The organism is Marinomonas maritima, from assembly GCF_024435075.2.
Lineage (GTDB): Bacteria > Pseudomonadota > Gammaproteobacteria > Pseudomonadales > Marinomonadaceae > Marinomonas > Marinomonas maritima.
The window spans coordinates 1,104,874-1,131,351 of the sequence record NZ_JAMZEG020000001.1 but is presented as its reverse complement, the minus strand read 5'-3'; the positions used below and the strand labels follow the sequence as shown (position 1 = coordinate 1,131,351).

The 26,478-nt window shown below is 42.2% G+C and carries 21 protein-coding genes; 17 read left to right on the top strand and 4 right to left on the bottom strand.

Annotation, left to right across the window (positions count from 1 at the left end; genetic code table 11):
• The first annotated feature begins 1 nt into the window (after position 1).
• The 6 genes from M3I01_RS05380 to M3I01_RS05355 all read left to right on the top strand — a co-directional run bounded on the left by M3I01_RS05380 (position 2) and on the right by M3I01_RS05355 (position 7,734).
• Complete coding sequence (locus M3I01_RS05380) at positions 2 to 2,083, top strand: ATP-binding protein (protein WP_275564958.1); 2,082 nt, start codon at positions 2 to 4, stop codon at positions 2,081 to 2,083.
• A 1-nt stretch (position 2,084) separates the two neighbouring features.
• A complete protein-coding gene (locus tag M3I01_RS05375) occupies positions 2,085 to 3,455 on the top strand; it encodes a sigma-54-dependent transcriptional regulator (RefSeq protein WP_275564957.1) in 1,371 nt (456 codons plus the stop codon).
• 139 nt (positions 3,456 to 3,594) lie between these two features.
• Positions 3,595 to 4,482, top strand: a complete 888-nt coding sequence (locus tag M3I01_RS05370; protein ID WP_255894594.1) for a helix-turn-helix domain-containing protein — start codon at positions 3,595 to 3,597, stop codon at positions 4,480 to 4,482.
• 21 nt (positions 4,483 to 4,503) lie between these two features.
• Positions 4,504 to 5,040: a flavodoxin gene (locus M3I01_RS05365; protein WP_255894592.1), complete on the top strand. Its 537-nt coding sequence runs from the start codon at positions 4,504 to 4,506 to the stop codon at positions 5,038 to 5,040.
• 257 nt (positions 5,041 to 5,297) lie between these two features.
• Positions 5,298 to 5,612: a DUF3301 domain-containing protein gene (locus M3I01_RS05360; protein WP_255894590.1), complete on the top strand. Its 315-nt coding sequence runs from the start codon at positions 5,298 to 5,300 to the stop codon at positions 5,610 to 5,612.
• A gap of 235 nt (positions 5,613 to 5,847) precedes the next feature.
• Positions 5,848 to 7,734 (top strand): methyl-accepting chemotaxis protein, encoded by a 1,887-nt coding sequence (locus M3I01_RS05355; protein WP_255894589.1) that lies wholly within the window; start codon positions 5,848 to 5,850, stop codon positions 7,732 to 7,734.
• A gap of 103 nt (positions 7,735 to 7,837) precedes the next feature.
• Here M3I01_RS05355 and gltX read toward each other — a convergent pair whose 3' ends face one another.
• Positions 7,838 to 9,319: a glutamate--tRNA ligase gene (gene gltX / locus M3I01_RS05350; protein ID WP_255894587.1), complete on the bottom strand. Its 1,482-nt coding sequence runs from the start codon at positions 9,317 to 9,319 to the stop codon at positions 7,838 to 7,840.
• A 242-nt stretch (positions 9,320 to 9,561) separates the two neighbouring features.
• A complete protein-coding gene (locus M3I01_RS05345; RefSeq protein WP_275564956.1) occupies positions 9,562 to 10,353 on the bottom strand; it encodes a 5'-3' exonuclease H3TH domain-containing protein in 792 nt (263 codons plus the stop codon).
• 122 nt (positions 10,354 to 10,475) lie between these two features.
• Between M3I01_RS05345 and M3I01_RS05340 the strand changes: the two genes are divergently transcribed.
• Both M3I01_RS05340 and M3I01_RS05335 read left to right on the top strand, forming a co-directional pair.
• The gene (locus tag M3I01_RS05340) at positions 10,476 to 11,711 is read left to right on the top strand and encodes a type 2 periplasmic-binding domain-containing protein (RefSeq protein WP_275564955.1); all 1,236 of its coding nucleotides are present in this window, start codon (positions 10,476 to 10,478) and stop codon (positions 11,709 to 11,711) included.
• A gap of 198 nt (positions 11,712 to 11,909) precedes the next feature.
• On the top strand, positions 11,910 to 13,232 hold the full coding sequence (locus M3I01_RS05335) for a TolC family outer membrane protein (RefSeq protein ID WP_255894580.1): 1,323 nt from the start codon (positions 11,910 to 11,912) through the stop codon (positions 13,230 to 13,232).
• 87 nt (positions 13,233 to 13,319) lie between these two features.
• On the opposite strand, the gene M3I01_RS05330 is transcribed toward M3I01_RS05335, so the two are convergent.
• Positions 13,320 to 14,618: a M18 family aminopeptidase gene (locus M3I01_RS05330; protein ID WP_255894579.1), complete on the bottom strand. Its 1,299-nt coding sequence runs from the start codon at positions 14,616 to 14,618 to the stop codon at positions 13,320 to 13,322.
• 123 nt (positions 14,619 to 14,741) lie between these two features.
• On the opposite strand from M3I01_RS05330, the gene M3I01_RS05325 reads away from it, so the two are divergent.
• From M3I01_RS05325 to M3I01_RS05305, 5 genes are all read left to right on the top strand, one after another.
• Positions 14,742 to 16,790: a carboxy terminal-processing peptidase gene (locus tag M3I01_RS05325; RefSeq protein WP_255894578.1), complete on the top strand. Its 2,049-nt coding sequence runs from the start codon at positions 14,742 to 14,744 to the stop codon at positions 16,788 to 16,790.
• 106 nt (positions 16,791 to 16,896) lie between these two features.
• Positions 16,897 to 17,175 (top strand): LexA regulated protein, encoded by a 279-nt coding sequence (ybfE, locus tag M3I01_RS05320; protein WP_255894577.1) that lies wholly within the window; start codon positions 16,897 to 16,899, stop codon positions 17,173 to 17,175.
• 132 nt (positions 17,176 to 17,307) lie between these two features.
• Positions 17,308 to 17,889 carry a thymidine kinase gene (locus M3I01_RS05315; RefSeq protein ID WP_112139799.1) on the top strand — a complete coding sequence of 194 codons (582 nt, stop codon included), beginning with the start codon at positions 17,308 to 17,310 and terminating at the stop codon, positions 17,887 to 17,889.
• A gap of 2 nt (positions 17,890 to 17,891) precedes the next feature.
• On the top strand, positions 17,892 to 18,788 hold the full coding sequence (locus M3I01_RS05310) for a recombination-associated protein RdgC (RefSeq protein WP_255894576.1): 897 nt from the start codon (positions 17,892 to 17,894) through the stop codon (positions 18,786 to 18,788).
• Positions 18,789 to 18,946: 158 nt separating this feature from the next.
• Positions 18,947 to 20,113 carry a cation diffusion facilitator family transporter gene (locus tag M3I01_RS05305; protein WP_255894575.1) on the top strand — a complete coding sequence of 389 codons (1,167 nt, stop codon included), beginning with the start codon at positions 18,947 to 18,949 and terminating at the stop codon, positions 20,111 to 20,113.
• 24 nt (positions 20,114 to 20,137) lie between these two features.
• Here M3I01_RS05305 and M3I01_RS05300 read toward each other — a convergent pair whose 3' ends face one another.
• Entirely contained in the window at positions 20,138 to 21,448 is a 1,311-nt protein-coding gene (locus M3I01_RS05300) for a DNA recombination protein RmuC (RefSeq protein WP_255894573.1), read from the bottom strand.
• A gap of 53 nt (positions 21,449 to 21,501) precedes the next feature.
• Between M3I01_RS05300 and M3I01_RS05295 the strand changes: the two genes are divergently transcribed.
• The 4 genes from M3I01_RS05295 to M3I01_RS05280 all read left to right on the top strand — a co-directional run bounded on the left by M3I01_RS05295 (position 21,502) and on the right by M3I01_RS05280 (position 26,478).
• Positions 21,502 to 22,119, top strand: coding sequence for a YigZ family protein (locus M3I01_RS05295; protein WP_255894572.1), 618 nt, complete (start codon positions 21,502 to 21,504; stop codon positions 22,117 to 22,119).
• A 2-nt stretch (positions 22,120 to 22,121) separates the two neighbouring features.
• A complete protein-coding gene (gene rapA / locus M3I01_RS05290; RefSeq protein WP_255894571.1) occupies positions 22,122 to 24,950 on the top strand; it encodes an RNA polymerase-associated protein RapA in 2,829 nt (942 codons plus the stop codon).
• Positions 24,951 to 24,956: 6 nt separating this feature from the next.
• Positions 24,957 to 25,598, top strand: a complete 642-nt coding sequence (locus M3I01_RS05285) for an RluA family pseudouridine synthase (RefSeq protein WP_255894569.1) — start codon at positions 24,957 to 24,959, stop codon at positions 25,596 to 25,598.
• Positions 25,599 to 25,893: 295 nt separating this feature from the next.
• A complete protein-coding gene (locus tag M3I01_RS05280) occupies positions 25,894 to 26,478 on the top strand; it encodes a DUF6151 family protein (protein WP_255894568.1) in 585 nt (194 codons plus the stop codon).

Below are 26,478 nucleotides of genomic sequence, written 5' to 3'. Positions count from 1 at the left end.
TTTGATTTCACACTTCCGTAAACATCGCCTTTTTTTCTTATCCTTCGGATGCGCTGCACTTACCTTGCTCTTCTTTGGTGTAAACACCGTTGCCTATCAAGCGCTTATTATAGACAAACACTCTGAAGGCCAAGATCAGCTTCTCGATTACGTTATTGAATTGAGAAATGAATTAAAAAACTACCACATTCTTCCCTATGCTCTTGCAGATAATCCAACGTTATTAGCGTTTATGAATGACACAAGCAACGAAGAATTAACACAGCGCCTACAACGACAGCTCGAAGACCTTACGCACGTATCCAAAACTCAAGATTGGTTCATTCTTTCTGCACAGGGCGATCTTCTTATCTCAAGTGAGCAGTCGCCTCACTTCAATTTAGATGACTACTTTAACAAGCAAGACCTGAGTAACGTACTGAAAGAGCAACAAGGTGAATACATTCTTGTCTCTGGTTATAACCCTGAACAATATAAATCAGCTCATCTTGTACTTGCTCCAGTGTATACATCAACCGGACTGGCGGGCGCTGTAGCAGTCAAAATTAACGTTAGTGATTTAATTGAACGCTGGAACCTCCTTGAAGACTTAGTCGTTATGACAGATCAGAATAACCTCATTTTTTTAGCCAATAGACTTAACCGTCTTTTAGTCAGTGACTGGTTAGTGAACCATACCGACGTTCAGTTTTTAAATAAGACTCGGTCTAAAATTTATCATCTAAACGGTAAAAATTATCTGCTACAAAATGTCACTTTAGACGACCTAAAATGGCAAATTCATTATTTGTCCAACTTAAAAATCATACAAAAGAAAGCTCAAAACATTGCCTTTATTAGCTTAGGTGTATTTGCCTTAATCTTCTTATTTTGGCTATATCGCCGAGAGCGCTCCCTAAAAATTGCGTCCAAGCTAGAAAACGAAATCCTCATCGCCAATAGTGCCCAGCGCCAACGAGTCTTGATTGAAAACACCCATGTTGGACTTCTACAGCTTACCAAGCGTGGCGAAATATCATTTGTTAACCCTATGGGACTTCGTTACTTTGGACAAAGAGCTCAACTTAACGAGCATTACCTGTACGAATTTTTACCTGACTGCCCAGAAAACCAGAGCGCACTGTCCTTTATTAAATCTTTACAAACACAAGAGATAAACACCCCACCACACGCAACAAACTTATTAGAACAAGAAGTCGTACTGCAAAAAGACAATGGCCAAACCTTCCCTGCACTACTATCCGTTTCCTCATTAAAATGGAGCGAATCCCAAGGCTACTTGGTGACTTTGCTCGACATCAGCAAGCGTAAAAAAGCAGAACTGAGTTTATTAGAAGCAAATTCTCGGCTAGAAGAACGCGTATTGGAACGAACCAAAGCCTTAGAAGCCGCACAAAAAGAACTATTAAGAACAGAGAAACTTGCTGCCATAGGACAAATGTCGACCGCCATTGCCCACGAACTAAACCAGCCGCTAACAGGTATCAGAACACTGGCTTATACCGCAGAGCTATTACTAAAACGCCAAGACTCGGAGCAAGCGTTAAAAACACTCATTGATTTAGAATCCCTTGTGGTAAGAATGCAAAAATTAACCAGTGAATTAAAAGTACTCGCCTACCGAAGACCCGAACAACTTGCGCCAACGTCCATAAAAAATTCTGTTAAGCGAGCTATTGAGAGTCTTGGTGATGACGTTCATGGCGTACACTGGGAAATTGAGCTAAACGACTTAGATATGGTAATTGCTGAGCCTACTAGGCTAGAAAGAATATTTTCAAATCTAATTAGCAATTCAGTTCAAGCCTGTTCTGAACTAAAAATCATACCAAATATTAAAATATCGTTGCAGAACCATAGTAACCAAATAACCATAAGCTACCAAGACAATGGCCCAGGAATCGAAAAAAGTAAGACTACACATATTTTTGAGCCATTTTTTACAACAAAACCTATTGGCAAAGGATTAGGGCTCGGGCTTGCTATCAGCGCAAACTTAGCAAAAGACATGAATGGAACACTGACAGCAAGCCATAATGATGACTCGCTACTGGTATTTCGATTAACACTGTTAAAGGCTTAACATGGAAAAAAATACGATCAATCCCGTTGAAATCTGGTTGCTTGATGATGACGATATCGTTCGCTCGACGACAGCACAATGGTTGCGCCTATCAAATTATGCAGTAAGAGAATTTCATGAAGCTCAAGAACTAATTGATCGATTTAACGTCGGCATGTCTTGCATAATTGTCAGTGACATTCGCATGACGCCCATTGATGGTCTAACCCTAATGAGCCATTGCCTTTCAAAAGAGCATGAACTGCCCTTTATCCTAATTACCGGCCATGGAGACATAGACACAGCAGTCAACGCATTGCGTGATGGTGCTTTTGACTTCCTTGAAAAGCCCTTTGATCCAAACAGACTATTGCAAACCGTCGCAAAAGCCATTCAACTCCGAGAAGTTCAACTACAGCACGCGAACCAATCACAATACCTCGGAGACTTACATGGTCTAGAAGAAACTATTATTGGCCAAAATGAACAAATCATTCGAGTCAGACAACAAATTTATACCTTTGCTAGCATGGACACTCACGTTATTGTTTATGGCAAAACAGGCTGTGGCAAAGAACTAGTAGCAAAGGCACTGCATGACTGCAGCCCTAGAAACACCAGCCCATTCGTTGCAATAAACTGCGCAGCCATCCCTGCTGAATTGTTTGAAAGCGAGCTATTTGGTCATGAAGCCGGTGCCTTTACCAGCGCCAATAAACAAAGAATTGGAAAGCTCGAACACGCCAGTGGCGGCACTTTATTTCTAGATGAAATAGAAAGTATGCCACTTGCAATGCAAATCAAATTACTTCGCGTCTTACAAGAAAATCAACTAGAACGTGTCGGCAGCAACAATATAATAAAAATAGACCTACGCGTTGTCGCAGCAGCAAAAAGCGACTTACAAACATTAGAAAATTTCAGACAAGACTTATTCTTTCGCCTCAATGTATCGCAAATACACCTCCCTGACTTGCGTAACCGAGGGTCTGATATCCCGCTACTTTTTGAGCATTTCTGTCGCATGGCGGTCAAAGAGCGTGGCGGAGATTTTAGACAACTTAGTCCGATAGATCATGAGACACTGACTTTATACGGATGGCCAGGCAATGTTCGTGAGTTAAGAAATGTTGCGCTACGTTATGCTTTAGAGCCCAATACCAGCGTAGCTAAGATTTTGGCTGGTTATCAGGCCCAAGATGACATAGATACGATCACCCCCCTCCCATTGAGCGTTAAGGTACAAGAGTTTGAACGCAGTTTAATTGAGGCAAGCATTCGACAACAAAAGGGTAATATTCAACTTGTTCTGGAGCAGCTTCAACTTCCACGCAGAACACTCAATCAAAAAATGCAGAAATACGGCCTAAATAGAACCGATTATTTAGATTGATTGATCCTATTTCACTGTGCATATCAGATAAAAATATCAATAAAGTGATTCTCATACACATTTTTTAATGAGAATCACTTGCATTGGATTGAAAAAAACTCTTTAATGATAACCATTATCAGATTAGAGGCAACATACGATGCAAGTAAACATGCGTGATGTATATGACAATGCAGGGGAAATAAAAGAAGAAGTCACTCCTTGGCTATCTGGTCATAAACAACAACGTGCCCTACTTCCAAATCTACAGCTGCTTAATCAGCATTTAAGTGCCAACACTGATCTTTCTATTCATGAAGAAGCACAACCCGGATTGTATTTCTCTTTTCTGGGTACAAAACCGATAAAAACAGTAAAAGATATAGATTCGATACAGATTTCATACCAAGAACAAAATATCAGTGGTCATTTTTTCATAGCAAAAAACAAAGAACACAGTCTACTACAGGTACGCATTAGTCCAGCACATTTGGCATCAGTACTAGGTGAAACAGAAGATCAAATTATTCAGCATTTCACCTCCATGCGGCACAGTTTAGGGAATGAAAACGCTGTTATAAAGCTCCCTATTACAGAAAGAACCACCAGAACCGTACAGCCTATCTTGTCTCATAAGGGCCATTCAATTAGCCTTGCAGGGCATTTGTACTCTCTAATGTTTACCTTAATAGAGCAGCTGCAAATGCTTAGCCATTTGTCACAATGTGAAGACTGTCAAAGTAAGTTATTCCATGCCCAAAATCTTTTAGAGATGCCGGAGCACGACGCCTTAGACATCAAATATTTAGCACAAAAAGTTGAGCTCAATACAGAAGCACTCGCCATTGGGTTTTATTTAATTGTTGGACAGTCCATTGAGAACTACCGTTCTCGTAGTCGCATCAAGTCCGCGGCAGCACTACTTAGACAAAACCCTGCTGCAAAGCCGCATATTGTTGCTCAAAGTGGCTTTTCTGAAGCTCAATTTGAAGCCGCTTTTATTAAACACTTTGGTGTCAGCAGTCACCAATACGAACAAATTCATTAAGTAATAGGAACAGTATTAAATATGGTTCATTCATCCATAGCCCTTATTTACGGCACCGACACAAATAATACAGAAGAGGTTGGGCATAAAATTGCAAAACAATGGCAAGAGCTTGGTGAGCAGGTAGACTTGTTTGACATCAAAGACATAGAACTTAGCCAACTTGAACATTATTCCATGCTCATTTTAGGCATCCCTACTTGGGATTTTGGGGGTATTCAATCTGACTGGGAAGACATTGGAGACAATTTAAGTGACCTATCACTAGGAAATACCGCCATCGCCTTATACGGATTAGGCGATCAATTTGGTTATGGCGACTATTTTGTTGATGCAATGGGGTGGCTTTACGAAAAATTATTGCCCTCTAATGCCACTTTTATTGGTCAATGGTCAACCGAAGGTTATGAATTCGAAGCATCAAGAGCCTGTATTGTAAATAAAGAGCACTTCATTGGTTTAGCAATAGACGAAGACCAACAATTTGAACTCACTGACCAACGCATTGAGCAGTGGGTTATCCAACTTTACGCTGAAAGAGCTGTAGAAACCGTATAAATTATTACCTGACTGGCCATTGTATTTAAGCAAACGACTCAAATTTGGTTTCTCAAACATTCACTGCCCTGAATGCCCAGATTTTGCTTTCATCAATGATGATAATTGTATGATTTCCTACAAAGCGTAAAGAGCGTGGCTACCTCTCCTTTCTCTCCTGCTTAGAGGTAGCCACGTATTTCTTTCCCTAAAGACTGTTTTTTTCTAACCACTATTCGCTATCATGTTAAAACTTCATTGATACATAGTTGGCATACATGAACTTACAACTCTCAGACATTGTTATTTTTCTTTTGATTGCTACAATCATCTATACATGGTGGAGCAATGCAACTATTCGAGAACAAGCTCTCATAAAAGTAAAACAACACTGTGAAGCACTTAACCTACAATTATTGGAGGGCAGTGTTGCGGGTAATAAGTGGAGACCGACTTGGCATCAGGGGCAAGTAAAGATTAAAAGAGTCTACAAATTCGAATTCAGTTCCAGCGGCGTAGCTCGCTATTCTGGAAAAATAAGCTATCTTGGAAATCAACAAGTTAAAATATGGCTCAGCCCACATGATTTCTAAGTACTCCGTCTAAAATCAAATAAAAATTGATTCGAAAACATATTCATTGCAAAAAACAACGTCGATAAATCCATATTTTTATGTCATTTAATTGCAAATAAGGCCATAGTAGAAATAGAATACTTAAGTAAATATCTGTAATGCTTTGATAGACACAAACATAAGATAAAATCATCAGTTGTTTCTTATCAGGACGTCTATTGTTCAATCTATAATAAAAAGTGCAGGATAAAATATGTTGGCAAACCTTAGTTTTCGTACCAAGTTACTCTCCCTACTTATTGCGGCTATTCTTGGATTCGTTGTTGTAACTGCTGTTGCTTTGCAAGGATTGAATGTTCAAGAAACCTCCTCTTCAAAATTCGAACGTCTAACAAAAATAGATAAAGATCTAGCCTCCCTAGTTATCACCATGATGGAAGAGTACGAGTCTTTATCAAGAATCGATAACAGCACTTACGAAAGCTTCATTGAGCAATTGGAGGTTAATAACGCAACCTTCATGGCAACACTTGCTGAAGACATGAATTTACTTCAAGACCCTGAAGCTAAGAAGAATATAAACAATATCTCCATCTCTTTGGCAAGTTACAATGAAACATTGAAGTTGCTGGTTAGTCAGAAACAACTGATTGGCTTTAACGGCTCTTCAGGACTTAGAGGTGAAATATCTCTTTTAGGTGAAAAGGTTACAGAAGAAATTTCATTCTTAAGTCTCGTAAAGCAAGAATTTTTACCTGTACGTGAAGCAGAAAAGAATTTTATCTTTGAACCCTCTCCTGTGAACAAAGATGCCTTTATGGAGCGCTATGATAAATTCTACAAGCGTGTTGTAAACTTTGGTCTTGAAGAGCGCTTTGGTGAAGGTATTAATAAATATTTCTCTACTATGGAAAGTTTTGAAAAAGAAAACCAAAAACTAAAAGAACTAGAATCCAATTTTTCAGATGTAAAAGCTAATTTCGGCCAAACGCGCTTAGTTGCAGTAGAATACATGCAAAAAGCCGTTTTGGAGGCACGCCAACAAGCTTCGGCAAGCTCTCAACAAGCAAGTATTAGCCTGATTATTGTTAGCATTGTTGTCGCAGTCATTGCCGCATTAATGATGATGGGTATCGGTAGCAGTGTTAACAAAACACTTAATCAGATAATTACAGATCTTGGCAAAGTAAAAAGTGGCGACCTGACCGCGCGCCTACATGTAAACAATAAGCGCAATGATGAATTTGATTCTTTGTGCAGCTCTGTCAATGAGATGACAAACGGCCTCGGGTCGGTTATCGGAGAAGTCGTTAACACCACTCAAGGTGTAAATGACATGGTATCTCAGCTAAACACTTCGGTTACTAATATCGCACAAAGCAATCGCTCGGTCAGTGAACAAACCAGCTCTTTAGCCGCTGCGACAGAAGAAATTTCGACAACTATTTCTAGTATTTCCACTACGACAGAAGATCTTAGCAGCCAATCTCAGCACACCTATGAATCTGCTAAAGTCGGAGCAGAAACAATCAAAAATGCTCTATCAAATCTTTCCTCTACGATTAGTGTCGTTAATAAAACAAGTGAGCAGTTAAACGAACTAGGTCAGCTTTCAAAGGACATCGACAATGTAATTGGGATGATTAACGATCTAGCAAATCAAACCAACCTTTTAGCACTCAACGCGGCAATTGAAGCAGCACGTGCTGGTGAAGCTGGTCGAGGTTTCTCAGTGGTTGCAGATGAAGTTCGCTCTCTCGCAGAAAAAACCGTTGACGCAACAGCAAAAATAACTGATATCGTAAGCACAATTCAATCCTCTACCCAAACAGCGATTGAAACAATGCAGAGTGGGCAAGAAAGCCTGCATGCTATTGAAACATTCAGTGAAAAAGCAGAGCTGGCTATTCGAGAAATTGAACAGAATGCTCAAACAAGCTCCGCCTCCTCAATTGATATGGCTAGATCGATTCAAGAAGTTGCAAAAACAGCGGTTCATATGAGCGAAGAAATGGATAAAATTGCCCAGCAGCTACAACGTGATAATAGCTATATAAACAGTATTGAAGGCAATACACGTGATATCCATAATCAGGTAAGCAGTCTAGATAAGAAAACGAGCGTGTTTACTACTCGTTAATATAAGGACAAACTACTGAAATAAAAAAACCGACTTTTGAATAGTCGGTTTTTTATTGGAATTTTCTATTAACCTAGCCTTTCGAACTAAACCGAAATGTAGCTTATAACTCCGCGAATTCTTTTTCCCAACGCTTCGCTTCTTTCTTAGATGGTCCACCCAATACATTTACCGCTGTGCGCATGCGTGCACGAGAAATGTCAGAGCCTAAGATTGCCATGGAATCGAAAACAGACACAGACGCTGTTGTACCTGAGATAGCAACAAACAATGGAGCAAAGAAGTCTTTCGGTTTAATTCCCAACGTTTGCGCGAGCGCTTTCATTTCATTGAATATGTTATCTTTCTCCCACTTATTCAATGCTTCCAAACGCCATAAAGCAAATTGCATTCCTTTACGCAGTGTTTCTTCTTCCATTTTGACAGAAGCAAAGTCTTCTTTGGTGATTGGCAACATGCCTTTTAAGAAAAAGCCAGCAACGTCAGCGACATCGGAAAAAGTTTCAACACGGGGAATAACCAACGGAAGAATCTTCATTAAATACTCAGGATTCAATGCCCATTCAACGTATTTTTGCGCAAACGTTTCAGGTGTCAAATTCTCACGAATCCACATGCCATTTAACCAGCTTAGTTTTTCTACATCAAAAACGGGCCCACCAAGAGACACTCGCTGAATATCAAAGTGTTCAATCATTTCATCTAATGAGAATTTTTCACGCTCATCAGGCATTGACCAACCCATACGACCCAAGTAATTAATCACAGCTTCGGACATATAACCCATGCGCTGATAATATAAAATACTCGTTGGATTTTTGCGTTTCGACAACTTCGATTTATCAGGGTTACGTAGCAGAGGCATATGGCATAAGGTCGGCATATCCCAACCAAAGTACTGATACAACAAAATGTGCTTAGGCGCAGAATTAATCCACTCTTCACCACGAATTACATGAGTGATTTTCATCAAATGATCATCTACCACATTTGCTAAGTGGTAAGTCGGCATACCATCGGCTTTTAATAAAACCTGCATATCGACCTGAGTCCAATCAATTTCAATCGTACCTCGTAGCATATCCTGAACGACACATGTACCCTCTTCCGGAATTTTCATACGTATAACGTAAGGAACACCGGCATCTAGTTTTGCTTGAACTTCTTCCTGAGTCAGTGACAAAGCACGCCCGTCGTATTTCTGAGGCAACCCTTGTTCTTTTTGATCGATACGCATTTGATCCAACTCTTCCGTTGTTTCAAATGCATAAAATGCATGACCTTTATTTATCAAGTCCAAAGCATATTGACCGTAAATATCGCCACGCTCACTTTGACGATAAGGGCCGTATTCACCACCAACATCTGGACCTTCAGCCCAATCAAGCCCTAACCAACGTAACGCATCTAAAATCATTTTTTCAGATTCAGGCGTGCTGCGAGTTTGGTCGGTATCTTCAATACGTAAAATGAACTTACCGCCCATTTTACGTGCAAATGCCATATTAAATAGCGCAATGTAAGCTGTGCCTACATGCGGATCACCCGTTGGTGATGGCGCAATACGTGTTCTTACCTCTGACATAAAAATCTCTTTTATCCGTTGTCTTAAATGCCGCTATTATAAGCCTCTCACCGCTTATGGGTAAGAGGGCGATTGCATATTTTCGAATTAGAAGTTTGATATTCTTTGGACTTTCGTTTTCTAATAGCAGAACGAACTAAAAATAGACATGACATCTCAATTAAGTCTACTTCCCTGAGTTTATCTAGCCCCTCGTTCACGCTTGATTATTATCACATCGAATAAAATAGAAATAAAAGACGTCAAGATACTGTTTTAGGCGTGTAACGAAGCTGTGAAAGGCGCACACCAACGTCCACGTCCGTTTTCAATGCGACCAACGAACGAGATTGTAAACACTGCTCATAACCACCCGCTAACATCGTCTGAATACGCTCTGAAAAAAAGGACACATTGGCGTATATTTCTTCTATCGTGGGGAAAGCATTAATAATAGTCAGTGCTGTTTTAGGGCCAATTCCTTTCACACCAGGAACCCGGTTCGTGGTGTCCCCCACCAAAGCCCAATAATCGACCAATTGGTGTGGTTCAACTCCATATTTACCCGGAACCCAAATCTTGTCATAGCCCAACTTGGCAAAGTAATCATATTGCAAAATACGCTCATCTCCCAATAATTGGGTAAACCCTTTGTCTGTCGAAACGATGTAAGACGTGACGTTATTTTTAGCGGCTTTGACCGCTAGGGTCGCAATCAAATCGTCCGCTTCCCAACCATCCAGCCTTAAACAAGGAAAGTGATTAAAGCGAAAAAGTTTGGCAAAATCGGGCAAAGATTCTAATAACAAATCATCCATTGGCACACGACCTAATTTATATTCAGGATACAAATTATGTCGCCACGTTTTACCATTAGAATCAAAAACAATCACCGCGTATGAAGGGTTAAATTGAAGCGCTAGCTTTACCAGCGCTTCAATGGTAATACTTTGAGCTCGCTCGACTCGACGAGCTAGATCTTGCTCAGATTCTAGTGCGGCATAAAAACGGCGAATTAAATTCAAACCGTCAATAATTAGTAATTTTTTATCCACTCCAAACCCTTATTTTTGCTAGATTACTTTACGACCATATTAGATTATTAGGTTACCATGTGTGAGCACTCATCACGATAATGAGTATGATTGTAAATACATAAACTAGAAGGACTCTTTGTATGAAAAAGCAACCAACCTATCTTTACATCGGTATTCTTTTAGGAACAGCGGTAGCACAACCTACTTTTGCAGCGCCCATACATGCTGTTATTGGATTAGATAACAGTCAAATAGTCGCAGACAGCCAACATCTAAGCCTCACCCCTAACCCCGGTACACTAATCCCTCTTGAAGACGATTTTTCACCTATTACTCACCTACAAAATGGCCTCAATAAAAATTGGCTTGATGAAATTGGCAAAAAAGTCAGAGTGGAGCACAAACAAAGAGATTTAAACTACACCGGCATATTGGCAAAAATCGAGCAGAGCTCTCGCTCTTTTATACTTACGAGTCATGATCGCCCAACGACATTGCCACTGGATGATTTTTACTTAATACCGTTAGAACAACAAACGGACAATAATAAAGCAACAACAAGATCGTACCCAGTTAGCTATCAAACAGACCAATTATCGTGGACGCCACAACTTAGCCTAATATTTGAAAACGACAACGTGGTTGTCTCACAACAAGCACTCTTACATAACAACTCAAGTGCCAGCATTGAAATACAAGACAGTTTACTTCACTACTCCAGAAGCTCAACACCTCAACGTTTCAAAGCCGAACGCAGTTCTCTTGTAATGAGTGATATGCAACAAGAAGTAAGCTATCAAGACAATGAGGTTAGCTACTCACTTGGCCATAACCTCTTATCTATCGCGCCCTATTCAAACACTCTCTATCCTTTACCCAGCAGCAATAGCAAAATCGATAAACAGACACACACAGCCAATCTTTATACCCATAACAATAGCTCAGGAAGAATAGATCTTAGTTTCTATAATACCGTAAGCTTCACATTAAAAAAGGAAGGCCTTCCAGGGGAATACAGCACATTTTGGAAAAGAGAACACCTTCTCATCCCTGGTAACACGGTGATGTTAAATACAGTTCGTACAGGTTATCCACTGAATGTCATCACAAATAAAAGTCAGGATATAACGGGATACTTAACGTTAGAAAATGCCTCTTCACAAAAACTCCCTAGCACTCAAGTTTGGCAAGTAACGATAGAGAACCATTCCAACAAAATACAAAATTATTCTGTAGAGCAAAGTACAAACGGCATTATAGAAGTACTAGAAGGGGATAATGTGACGAAAGTAAATGCCAACAGTTTAAGAATTGCAGGAAAAATAAAAGCAAACTCGAAGAAAACCCTCACTTATAAAGTTGAATTAAAAAACTAAACGATGAAGTAGGAAGAGATAACACGATTAAACACTCACAGCTCTTGCATTAATTTTCCACAATCGAGGCTCATTTAAAGTATTTCGTTATGATATGGTCAATAGTCATAATAGATATAGCAAGAATGGCACTGCCACAAGCGAAAAACTTGAGGTACTATTATAACTATACTTCATACTACGAGCCCACAGAGATCTATGAAAAAGCATATTATAACCTCACTAATCGCTGCAGCCGTTCTAAGTAGTTCGGCTGCCTACGCAGACAGCATCTACGAAGTATACAAACTTGCCAAGCAACATGACCCAGGCTTAAGAGCCGCGGCCGCCACTTATCAAGCACAAAAAGAAGGCGTCACCGTCACAAAGGGCAATCTATACCCTAGCATCAGCTTTAAAGGTAACCTAGGATACGACAATATAGACAGTCCTTCTTCTGATTACAGCAATACATCAAATACCGTAGCGCTGTCATTGGATTACCCTATTTATTCGCCTGCACTTAACTATGCAGTAGATTCTGTCGAACTAAGTTCCCAAAGCGCTGGTATTAGCTTTAGCAACGCTGAAGAAGATCTAGCACTGACAACCTTAACTGAATATTTCAATCTTCTGATCGCACAATCAACATTACAGACAACAGAAGCCTTAGTTAAAAGTACAGCAAGTCAGCTAGATCGTGCTAAAAAGCAATATGAAGTAGGTTTAGCGTCCATCACCGATTTACAAGATGCTCAAGCAGAATACGATTCCGTTCGTGTCACTCAGCTTAGCGCGCGCTCAAGCGTATCTTATGCACAAAAAGCGTTATTCCAAAGAACAGGCCAAGAGATAAAGAGCATTCCTCAATTATCTAAAGATTACCCTATTCGCCTTGATCCAAACATGACCGTTGATTCGTTAATTACGAAAGCTCGTCGTGATAATAAACAATTGCGTATACTGAATCTTACAGTTGAAAGCGCAGAAAATAACATTAACATCCAAAAATCTAACGGTCGCTCTCCTACCGTATCCATCTCTGGATCGTTATCTCGAAGTGATAACAACTATAGTAGTGGCACCACTAACCCAGATGGTGTAACAAATACGTCTTCTGTTGCATTAGGCGTCAGTATTCCTCTCTATAGCGGTGGGGCAATTAACGCCTCTGTTCGACAAGCTACAGCGCAAGCTGAAGCGGCCACTGAGCAAAGAGCAAGCTCATTGCAGGCGATAGAACTTAATATTCGTAGCCTATATCTAGATTTACAAACAGCCGTTGCTCAAATTGAAGCTCAACAACAACTCATTCGCTCTCGTACCAGTGCACTTGAAGCAACAAAAGCAGGCTATGACGTAGGAACTCGAAATCTTGTCGAGCTGCTAGATGCGCAATCTAATCTTTATAATGCGCAAAATGCTTACGAACAATACCGATACAACTTTGTGTTGAAAAAGTTAAGTCTCCTAGAAACCACTGGCGACCTGACAGAAGACAACATCAAAGAGTTGGATAAGTGGTTAATTGCAAAGAATTGATTATTAATTCATTAATACAAAAAAAACCGTAAAACATTGTTTTACGGTTTTTTTGTATTGTGATAAACCAAATGCTAACGCCTATTCTCAACGAGAAATGAGCTTATCTCGCTTTGTAAATCGAGTTAATACTTTATACAAACCATAGGCATCACGGCTCCCTGCTAGCTCACGAATTGAATGCATTCCAAACGTTGGCAAACCGATATCAATCGTCGGCACACCAATTTCTCCAGATGTAATCGGCCCAATCGTACTACCGCACGCCATATCACTGCGCACAACAAAGCACTGCACGTCATAATTCTCTTGCGCTGCAATATCACGGTAAACGCTTGCCGTTTCGCTATTGGTTGCATAACGCTGATTCGCATTCACCTTAATAACCGCGCCTTTATTAATCGCAGGGGCATGGTTTTTATCATGCTTATTAGCATAATTGGGGTGCAACGCATGCGCATTATCAGCAGAAACTAACATAGAGCGCTGAACCGCCTGAACATATTGCTCTGGATTCGGCGTTAAACGATGTAAAACATCTTCTAAGAATGGACCATTTGCACCACAAGCCGATAAACTGCCAATTTCTTCATGATCGGTACAAACTAGCAGGCTTGGACGTTGCCCTTCGGAATCCAACAGCGCGCGTAAACCCACAAAACAACTAAGTAAATTATCCAAACGAGCTGAACAAATATACTCTTTATGCAAACCAACCAAAGCCGCTGGCTGCGTATCGTACAAACTCAACTCGAAATCTAATATCCTCTCGATTGACAAATCCGCGTACTGTTTTACGAGTTGAGCCTTTAATAACTCATGAAGATCAAACTCATTTTCAGCACCACACAGTATAGGTAAAATTTCTTCCTGAGGGTTCACTGAAAAACCTTCATTTGCTTGTCGATTCAAATGGATTGCCAAATTTGGAACCACAGCAATTGGGTCTTTAAAATCCACTAAACGACTCACAATGTCGCCCGCTTTCGTTTTTAAAGTAATGCGACCCGCAATCGATAAATCCCTGTCTAGCCAAGTATGAAGCAACACGCCTCCATACACTTCCACGCCTAATTGATGATAACCAAAGCGACCCACCTGAGCATTTGGCTTAAGCTTCAGACAAGGACTGTCAGTATGGGCACCGATCATTCGCCAACCTGTTTGACTGAAATTTAGCTCTGCCGTGGTAAAAGCAATTAATGCTGACTCATTACGCGTAACAAAATACTTTCCACCCTCTTCTATCACCCAATTATTTTCTTCAATTAATTCAACAAAACCTTCTGCGATCAAAGCATTACGCATACTATCCGTCGCATGAAATGGCGTCGGAGAAGATTGAAGAAATGACAACAAAGAGTCGTTAAAATTTGTATGTTTCATAATTTTCCATAAGCACAATGCTTTAAAAAAGTGACTTTTTAACACTTTGGCTAGCCTTACAGCCCAGTGTCTAATATGATTTTGCTAACGACGTATAAAATAGACAGAGAGAACCCTTACCGGATGAACTATAAACGCCTTTTACTTTGCCTTTTAACTGGCTATACCCTTGCCTCAACTCCTGCGTCAGCTTATCAGGAATTGCAGCCTCCTCATGAATACGACAAAGTATCAAAAGAGCTCGTTGAAATGCTAGAAGGCATTCATTATAACAGACCTCAGATTGATGATGCCATTTCAGCAAAAGCCTTTGATTACTATATTGACGCGCTGGACCCAAGTAAAAGCTTCTTTCTCAAAAGTGACATAGATAACTTAACTCAATACCGAAATAGCTTTGATGACGCCCTCAGAAAGGGCGACACGCAAGTGGCTTACACTATTTATAACCTGTATTTAAAACGCCTTGAAAAGCGCCTAACAAGTCTTCAGGATCATCTTCCAGAAATGATCAAAGGCTTCGATTATAACATTGACGAAACACTCAATACCGATCCAGAAGCGCAGCAATGGGCTAATACCGAAGTTGAACTTGATGATTACTGGCGCAAACGCCTTAAAAATCGTGCATTAGTGCTTAAGCTTAATGGCGAAAGTGAAGAAAAAATCATTTCGACGATTGAGCGCCGCTATAAAAATCAATTAAAACGAGTGGATCAAACGAACGCTGTCGACGTTTATCAAACCTTCGCCAACGCCATCACCGCGGCATTAGACCCTCACACTAGTTACTTTGCACCACGAGCATCAGAAACCTTCAATATCAACATGAGCTTATCATTAGAAGGGATTGGTGCTGTTTTACAAATGGACGATGACTACACAAAAGTCGTTCGATTAGTGCCAGGTGGTCCAGCGGCCACTCAAAGCGACCTGTCTCCTAACGACAGGATTATCGCCGTTGGCCAAGAAGACAAAACCATGATCGACGTTGTTGGCATGCGCCTTGATGATGTCGTCGACATGATCCGCGGTGAGCGTGATACCACCGTTATATTGGAAATAACACCAAGCAAAGGCGACACACAGACCAGCAAGCGCATTAGCATCGTCCGTAAAAAAGTAAAACTCGAAGATCAATCGGCAAAAAAAGAGATCGTTGAAATAGAGCGAGACGGTGAAACTTACAAAGTAGGCGTAATCTCATTACCGACTTTTTACTCTGATTTCGCAGCGATTCAAGCAGGTGACAAAGATTATAAAAGTTCCACACGAGACACAAAAAAATTGATTGAGGAACTTCGTGAAGAAAAAATCTCAGCGCTCATTCTTGACTTAAGAAATAACGGCGGCGGCTCATTACAAGAAGCAAATTCATTAACTGGTTTGTTTATTCCATCCGGCCCAACAGTACAAATTCGCGACCAAAGCGGACGAGTTACACCATTGGGAGACTCCGACACCGCCATCACCTACAGTGGACCAATGGCTGTTTTGGTAAACAGAATGAGTGCATCCGCGTCTGAAATCGTCGCTGGTGCGCTGCAAGATTATGGACGCGCTTTAATTCTTGGCGATCAGACCTTCGGAAAAGGCACGGTTCAAGTATTACAAGAAGTAGACCAAGGGCAACTTAAAGTCACTCAGGCTAAATTTTATCGCGTCTCTGGCGAAAGCACTCAGCACAAAGGCGTCATGCCAGACATAGCCTTTCCTTCTTTGATCGACAAAGAAACCATTGGCGAAAGTGCATTAGACAACCCCTTACCTTGGGATAAAATCCATGAAACTCGCTACCCCGTTTATTGGAAAATGTCCGCTTACCTCCCTATTTTAGAACCTCGCCACGAAGCAAGAATGGCGACAGACCCTAATTTTGTTGCCATCAATGCTCAAATAGAAGAGTTCAAAGAACAAGTAGAGAGCTATAAGTCTATCTCACTAAAAGAGAGCACTCGCATACAGCAAAAAGAAGATAATAAACAAAAAGAACTCGAACGCGAAAATACGCGCCGAAAAGCACTTGGACTAGAACCACTAGCGTCGGTTGATGACATAGAGCCTATTGAAGAAGATACCTATGCAAAAGAAGCATCTGAAGTACTTTTAGACTTCATTGCAACCAATCAGATGGCCCAAAAGCAAGCTGAGAAAAAAACAGCTCAGAAATAAATGATGAAAAACAAAGAGCGAAAAGCCTTTCATAGTCACTTTTCGCTCTCGTTTTTTTATGCAACTGAAAAACACCTCCTATCACTCATACGAATGAACCTAGACCATGGCAAAAGCGTCATCCGACCGGAATACAATCGACCTATTTGGTAAAGCACCTGGCAGACCTCGAACTCAGCCTCTCACCAGAAAAGATCAGCTTAAAATCAATAAACGAGCACAGCGAGAAAAAGAAAAATCACAAGGGTTAAAACGCTTAGAATTATTGATTGAGCAAGACACTATCGAGAAACTAGACAAACTCTGCGAACTAAATGGTTTAAAACGCGCAGAATGGCTAACACTGCAAATTAACAAAAGCGTTGGAAAAATGAAAAATAAATAACTTAAGGCTTAAGCCTTTCCTAAGGGTGAGACCAAAACCAAACAATTACTTCCATCAAAAAAACCCGATCACAATAGTGATTTGATATACTAATCGACGACATTAGCTAACAACTGAATAAACAGACCCGATATGGCCAAACTGTACTTTTACTACTCAGCAATGAACGCGGGTAAATCGACCGTTCTTCTACAGTCCGCTCATAACTATCAAGAGCGAGGCATGAGAGTTCTTCTCCTTACAGCGTCGATAGACAACCGATTTGAAACAGGGCAAATCGCCTCTCGCATCGGCATATCAGCAGACGCCAGTTTGTTTGATAATAGCACCGACATGATCGCTTTAATCAAGGAAGAAACACATCAACAGCAAGCATTAAGCTGTATTTTGATTGATGAAGCACAGTTTCTAACCAAAGAACAAGTTTATGCATTATCTGAAGTCGTTGATAAACTGCACATACCTGTGCTGGCGTTCGGTATCCGTACGGATTTCCAAGGCGAGCTATTCGACGGTAGCAAAGCACTACTGGCTTGGTCTGATAAATTAATAGAACTAAAAACCGTGTGTCACTGTGGCAGTAAAGCCACTATGGTCATTCGATTAAATGCCGAAGGAATTCCCGTTAAAGAAGGCGCGCAAGTAGAAATAGGCGGTAATGACCGCTACTTGTCCGTTTGTCGAAAACACTTTAAAGAAGCCGTGAGAGACTAATTATGTGGTTCAAGAACGCCCAGATATTCCAACTAAAAGACACAGAATCACTAGATACGAACGAATTGATCAATAAAATTCCTGAATTCCCACTAAAAGAATGTGGTTCGCAAGAAGAATTCTCTTTCGGCTGGTTACCTCTCATACGCAACAGTGAACAGTGGAGCTTAGCAAGCGACCACTGCCTACTGTTCCGCGCAGGCAAAGAAGAAAAGGTACTGCCTTCCGCCGTGGTCCGTGAAGAACTGGAAGCCAAAGTTGCTGAAATCGAGCTTATCGAAGGGCGCAAAGTCGGACGTAAAGAACAGTCCGACATGAAAGAAGAGTTGGTTTTTACACTGCGTCCAAAAGCATTTTCAAAGCGCACTGATATTTGGGCGTATATTGATCTAAAAGCAAAAATACTAGTTCTCAACAGCACCAACGCCAGCATGACTGAACAACTTTTCAAGCACTTACAGACCACGCTTGGCAGCTTTCCGATGACACCGCTTCAGGCACAAGTTTCACCTTCTTCTTTAATGACGGATTGGCTTGTAAAAAACGAAGTGCCCGCCAGTCTAGAAACCGGTGATGAGTGTGAAATTCAAGACGCCTCTGAAGACAAAGCCACTATCCGTTTTAAATCACTAGAACCTTTGTCTGAAGACGTTACACGTCATTTAGCAGAAGGCATGGCCGTTAAAAACCTTGCACTTCGCTGGTCAGACAAGCTCAGCTTTGTTTTACATGATGATCTGACATTGCGCAAAATCAAATTCGACGATGCACTAAAAGAAGCTGCTTTTAACGACTCCCAAGGTGGTGGTTTGTCCGATATGGACGCCAACTTCTCTCTAATGTCATTAACGATGAGAGAGTTTTTTGCTTCCTACTGTTTATGGTTTGAAATCAACTAAGCGATATTTTGCCTAAGCTTTTCCACAGATAACGTGGATAAGCTTGGGGAGAACATTGGCTAAGTCAGTCAAGCTGGTAGCGCGCTTCAAATATCACCAGATCGCCACTCAGTTGAAAGCAATGACAATCAAAATCTTGATCATTTTCGAGTGAATAAATGCCAAAACTTAAGCAAGAGCAAGACATAGCAAAAAAAGTCACCCTCGTCGGCGCTGCGTGGGACGCCATTTTAGGTTTAGCCAAAATTTTTGCTGGGTATTTTTCTCAGTCACAAGCACTCATCGCCGACGGCATTCACTCTCTATCTGATTTAGTGACCGACGTATTCGTGTATTTCGCCTCGGCTAATTCACGTCAGGGACCTGACGAAAATCACCCTTATGGTCATCTTCGCTTTGAAACACTTACCACCGTGTTTTTAGGGCTCGTACTGATCCTCGTGGCACTTGGCATCGGCTATGAATCTATCACGGCACCAGCATCACAAGCCCAACTGACTTGGTATGGATTGGCGGCATTAATTGCCACCATTGTCATTAAAGAAGCCATTTTCCATTACACAAAAAAAGCGGGTGATGAAATTGGCAGTAAAATGCTCATTGCTAACGCGTGGCACAGTCGCAGCGACGCGCTGTCATCGATCGCGGTGCTTATCGGCCTAATCGGTGTTTACTTTGGTTATTCTTGGGCGGACATGGTCGCTTCAATAGTGGTTGCATTGCTGATTGGTAAAATGGCCATCATCATGGTGTGGGAAAATTTGGCCGAACTTGTCGATACCGCACCAGATCCAAAACTCATAGCTCAAATCAAAGAAACGGCAAACAGCCTTAAACATGTTATGGCGCCTCACGATGTGAGAGCAAGATCCATGGCGGGTAAAATCTACTTAGACATGCACATTCATGTGCCTAGTCATGCCAGCGTCAGCGAGGGGCATTATCTTGGTGATTTAGTCGCCTACACCATCAAACAGGCCCATTCACAAGTACAAGACGTTATGGTCCATATTGACACCGATGAAAAAATCCAAACCGACAGTTTTGCTCATCCAACAGGAAAACCACCGCATTTAAAATTACCTGCCCGTCACCAGATAGTGGCTGACTTAGGTTTTTTATTGCGCCAACACTCCGCCTATGTCGATGTGAAAAATACTCGTTTACACTATTTGGATAACCATCTCGAATTGGAAATTATTGCCTATATAGACAAAGCACCCGACAGTGCAGATTTAACAAAAATAACAGCAGGTATTCTTCAAGACTTACAAACAACACATTACATCCATAAAGCCACGGTACTGTGGGTTTTTCCTTCTTAACACAATATCTCTCGCGATATCATCTTAACTGTCAGACTCATCTGTGGAGGTATCATTCAGATACTCCACTGGTAACGCCTTACTGGTTTTAGCGCCCATTAACTTAAGTTTTTCCGCTCTTGCAACTAAATTCCCCCGCCCTACTGTGAGCTTTTTCAGAGCAGAATCATGACTACGACTTACCGCTTCAAGTTTGCTACCTATGTCATCCATATCCTGAACAAAGCCTGAAAATTTGTCGTACATTGCACCAGCTTGACGCGCTATTTCAATGGCATTTTGGCTCTGTTTTTCGTTACGCCAAATATTCTGAATGGTACGTAACGTCGCCAATAAATTCGAAGGCCCCACAATGATAATATTGTGTTCAAAGGCTTCACTGAATAAACCGTTATCCCCTTGCAGAGCCAAACCAAAAGCCGCCTCGATAGGAATAAATAACAACACAAAATCCAGCGAAGTAATGCCGGGCAAATCATGATAAGACTTGGCGCTTAACTCTTTCATATGTCGACGCACTGCATCCAAGTGCTGTTTAAGCGCCCGGTTTCTATCGTCGTCCGTTTCAGCTTCCATATAAGCCAAGTAGCTAATCAGTACCATTTTTGAATCAACAATCACTTGTTTACCTTCCGGAAGATGTATCACCACATCCGGCTGTAACCGTCGCCCTTCTGATGTTTGATAAGACGCTTGAGTTTCATATTCACGGCCTTTTTCCAATCCAGAGCGCTCTAAAATTCTCTCTAAAATCACCTCCCCCCAACCACCTTGCAACTTGTTTTGGCCCTTCAGCGCATGAGTTAAGCTAACCGCATCGTCACTGATTTTTTGATTCAACAGCTGCAAACCTTTGATCTCTTTCACCAACGAAAAACGCTCTCGTGCTTCTTCTTGATAGCTCTTTTCCACACTTTCCTGAAATTTTTGAATCTGAGAGCCAAGCGGCGTCAATAAGGAACCAAGCTGACGCTCATTTTCTTTTGCCAACTGCTGACCTTGTTGACTCATAATGTCGTGCGCTAATTGTTTAAATTCGGTTTCGTTGTGCTTTTTCTGCTCTCTATAAAAGACTTCCTTTTCCTGCCAAACACTCTGCGATGCGGCAAATTGTTGCTCCAAGGTCAGCGACTCTTTTTCCAAATAATGAATCTGATCTTTCGCCTGCCCTAAAAGATGCTGTAATTCCTCATTTTGTTGCTGTATTTTTTCTTGTGTATGCTGCCACTGACGGCGCATAGCCTGTACAATAGCGCCAGCAATACCAGAGATAAGAATCGCGCCGACACAAAAGCCCGATAACACCCAAACTGATTGTGAAAGCCAACCTGTCATATGAATTAAAACCTGCTATTTTTATAGAGAAAACAATCGTTAAGCAAGTTTACATGGATTACTACTTAAGCCCAATACACACGCAACGCTTTGATCTTGAAATAAAAAATAGCCAGTTCATTACGACCGTCAGTCGAACCAAAGGACGCGAAGCGGCAAAAGCCTTTATTGACGAAATAAGGCTGCGTTATCCTGACGCCAATCACCACTGCTCGGCGTTCATTGCAGGTGCACCAAACAATGTGCATTTGTGGGATCAAAGCGACGATGGCGAACCAAAAGGCACGGCCGGAAAGCCGATGATGAATGTACTTCAACATTCTGACTTTGGCGAAACGACTGTGGTTGTAACGCGTTTTTTCGGTGGCATTAAACTGGGGGCGGGTGGTTTAGTTAGAGCCTACAGCCAAGCGGTACAAGAAGCACTTTCACAAACAGAATATGAAAATGTGTACCCTCGCAGCCCCGTTCAGCTAAAAATCACCTACCCTTTATTAGGTAAGGTTGAATATTGGCTAGAACAGAGTGATATAGAAATAACCAACAAAACATACAGTGACAGCGTCGTTATTGACCTTGCTGTTATTGAACGTACTTGGCCCGAGCAAAAAGTCATTTTGACGGACTTGTGCCAAGGTAGCTTAACTTTAATTGAACCGGACAAAGCATAATCATGTACCAAACTGGACAAAGATGGAGTAGCCGCAACGAGCCAGATCTCGGCGTAGGCATGATAGTAGACAAGCAAAATAAATCTTTTACCTTGCATTTCCCTGATGCAGAAAGCGATCGTCAATACTCAAACGACCAGACCAGTCTAGTTCGACGTACGCTAACCGCTGGCGATCAACTGCATTTTCAAGATGAAACATTTACTGTTTTGGAAGTCGAAGAAATTGACGACCTTATCGAATACCGTATCAGCGACGACGATGACTGGTTAGAGGAATCGCTTATTCAGTTTCCTCGTAATGATAAAAACGAGCTGGATTCTTTACTCGCGCTGTCCCCTGCTCGCCGGATGTGGTTTGACCTTCGTCGCCACACCTTAGAACACCAAGCGGCCAACGCCGCGTCACCCGTTCGTGGCCTAATGGGACTAAAAGCTGAGCTTCTACCTCACCAGATTTACCTTGCTCACGAAATAGCGAATCGCCCTAAAGCGCGCGCACTTTTGTGTGATGAAGTCGGTATGGGGAAAACCTTAGAGGCGGGATTAATCTTGCATCAGCGTCTGTTAAATGGCCTGTGCAAACGCGTACTTATCCTCACACCAACCAACTTACAGCATCAATGGTTAGTGGAAATGCTACGTCGCTTCCATCAACCTTTCGCTCTGATCAATGAATCCGTGTACGAAGACTTCACGGAAGGCGACGACAATCCATTCGAGCAACAACCTTTTGTCATTTCTCCAATTGATTGGGCCAGCCAACATCCAAATGCCACTCAACACATGCTGGAAGCAGAATGGGACATGGTCATTGTTGACGAAGCGCATCACCTCGCCTGGCACCCAGAAACGCCAAGTATCGGTTATCAAGTAGTCGCGCGCTTAGCCGCGAAAACAGAATCCCTATTACTGCTCAGTGCAACGCCTGAGCAAACCGGTGAACGTGAGCATTTCTCACGCTTACAATTATTAGACGCCGATCATTACCACGATTTTGAGCGCTACCAAGCACAGCAACACGCTTTCAAACAAGCCGCTGAACTAGCCGAGTTATTATTACCCTTTACACAGGACGACAATCAAGCAAGCCCTCTTAATTGGGAGGATGCGTTTGGGTCTTACCTTGAAGAAGTCAAAGCCAAAGATTGGTTTATCGCGCTCACCGCAGAAAACAACAAAGAACGCACTCAAGCGGCGCAAGATGCCGTCAGCTGGCTTATTGACCGACACGGAACAGGCCGTGAAATGTTCCGTAACACCCGCGCAGCGGTAGGCGGCTTCCCTGATCGCTATTTGCATTCTTACCCGTTGGAAAACAACGAGTACTTTGAATCGGCTAACCGTCATGTACAGCCAGAAACAGAGGTCGCCGATGGCTTATGGGAAAAAGACCCTCGCTGGCATTGGTTAAAAGAGTTTCTTGAATGCCAAGCAGACAAGGTGCTCGTTATTTGTCATTCGCCTGATATGGCGCAGTGGCTAAACGATCAATTGACCTTTGCTGGCTTCCAAAGCGCCGATTTCCACGAACAAATGCCATTGATTCACCGAGACCGAGCCGCTGCGTATTTTGCGGACGACGATGGGGCTCAAATTTTGGTGTGTTCTGAAATTGGCAGCGAAGGCCGAAACTTCCAATTCAGCCATCACATTGTCATGTATGACCTGCCTGAGCACCCAGACTTATTAGAACAACGTGTTGGTCGTCTGGACCGACTAGGACAACTGAACGACGTTCAAATCCATGTGCCTTATATCAAGCAGAGCGTACAAGAACGGTTATTCAACTGGTATCACCATGCGCTCAATGCTTTTTGCCGTACGACTGGCGCTGGCGATAAAGTCGAAGAAGCCTTTGGTGACAGCCTACATGCCTACTTACACGGTCAAGACGACGACACCGACTTATTAAAAGAAGCGCACATCTACCACGAAGCGCTGCTTAAACAAATGGAAGAAGGCCGTAACCGCTTACTAGAAATGAGCTCTTGTCGCCCAGAACAAGCCCGTGACTTGATCGATCAAATCAATCATCAAGCGACAAAAGGCCTACATAACTACATTGAGCAAGTGACACACGCGTTTAACATTTATGCGGAATGCATGGACGATGATCCAGAAAAAGCCGCGTGGTTCTTACGCCCTTCTACCGACATGATGCTCGAAGCCCTTCCAGGTATCGAAGAAGAAGGCAAGATGCTTATGTTAGATCGTCGCCAAGCGAGCCAACGTGAAAACGTGGCCTTTGCTACATGGGAACACCCCCTTATCACCATGTTAATGGATGAGGTTCAAGGCTTTGACTCTGGTAAATTGACTTCCGCTATTTTGCCCATTGCAGCGCTCCCAGAAGGTACTGTATTGGTAGAGAGTATGTTTGTCATCGAAGCCACCGCGCATCCTCGCTTGAAGCTTACTCAATCACTACCCATGACGCCGATGTGGCAATTGTCAGACTCAAACGGCAAATTCCTACACCAGCAGTTTACCGCCGACAAATGGGCAGAAAAGCTCAAAGGCGTACCAAACCGCGTCGCGGAACAATGGGTTGCTGCCTTGCGCAAAAACTTGATTGAAGTACTTCAAGCCCACCAGCTGAATGCCCAAGATCAAGCGCGTCCGATTGTCCAAGCGGCGAAATCCACTTACCAGCATCGTTGCCAAAGCGAAATTGATCGTCTTATCGAATTGAAAGCGTTTAACAATGCGATTCGTGATCAAGACATTGAGTTACTTGAAAACAACATGCAAGAAGGTTTAGTACGGATTGACGAACACCAGATCCGCTTAGACGCAATTCGCATTATCTTAACCACCAAGCCGGAATAACCTTCTGTGCTAGATAAGCGACTCGCTTTAGACATACTGTACGAAGATGAATGGTTCGCCGTCGTCAATAAACCTGCTAATTGCTTGTCTGTGCCCGGAAGGGGCGCGGACAAGCTTGACTCTATCTTACACAGAGCCGAGCAGGAATTTGGCAAAGCATTCACCATTCATCGATTAGACGAAGCCACTTCTGGACTGATTCTGGTCGCAAAAACACACGAATGTCAAAAGCGCATGAATGCGTATTTTCGTGAACGAGAAGTTCAAAAAGAATACCGCGCCTTACTGCGCGGCAAACTGTTAGGTCAACGCGGCGAAGTACGAAAACCACTGCGCTGCGATTGGCCAAATAGGCCAAGACAAATCGTTTGTACTGATGAATGGAGTAAAGACTCCATTACCTTTTGGGAACCGATTGCTTACGAAGGCAACACCACCCGCGTTCGGCTCACGCCATACACGGGCCGCTCTCACCAACTGCGCGTACACATGCAAAGTATCGGACACTCGATCATCGGTGATGAATTCTACGACGATCAATATTCACTAGAAAACGACCCTCGATTGTTGTTACACGCTTATCGGCTGGAGTTTCGACATCCGTTTACGAAAGCATGGGTCGCGTTTGTAGCGGCTTGCCCTTTTTAAACTCTCCCCTTATGTCTTCCAAGGGGAAGGCGGAGAGCGGAGTTAATCTCTTCTTTGGACTATGCACTTCCCAGAGCTTGCTAGACAGTAGTGGGCTATATAAAGTCCATATATCCCAACGATAAAAGGTATCAGAACCCTTTAAAGCCGAATCAAGCTAAGCCGCTATGCGGCTTTTCTGTATATTGAAGTCGTTAGGCTTATCCACTTACCATTAAACCGCATTTTCCACTTATTTTTAAAACGCTGCTAAACTGTGAACGATTCTCTTCCATAACTAAGGAGGCTTAACCCAATGTCTGAAGTAAATTTAAAATGCACTTGCGGAACCGTTAAAGGAAAAACTTCTGCCGTTAGTTCAAAGATAGGTACGAGGATTACGTGTTGCTGTGACGATTGCCAAGCATTTGCTCAGTTTCTGGGACAGGAAGAAAAAGTGTTAGACCAATATGGCGGGACCGATATATTTCAAATACCCGTGTCTTTTCTCACTATTACAGAAGGAAAGTCGGACATTGCCTGTATCAGGCTTAGCCCCAAAGGCATGCATCGCTGGTATGCGAAGTGCTGCAACACACCAATTGGTAATACATTTGGCGCTGGTGGCCCATTTATTGGGGTTATTCATAGCTTCATGGACAAAGCGACAACGAGTGAGGCTGATTTAGGCAAAAGCAGAGGTCACGTTCTAACTAAATTTGCTAAAACACCCGTTCCCGAGAATCTTAAAGGCTCTTCGTTGAGTATTAACTTTAGAATGGTGGCCAAAATCCTTTCATGGAAGTTAAAAGGTCTAAACAAACCTTCTGAGTTTTTCAATAACACTGGAGAGCCAATTTGCAAACCTCAAATCCTTGATAAAAAGATTGAGACCTCTTAA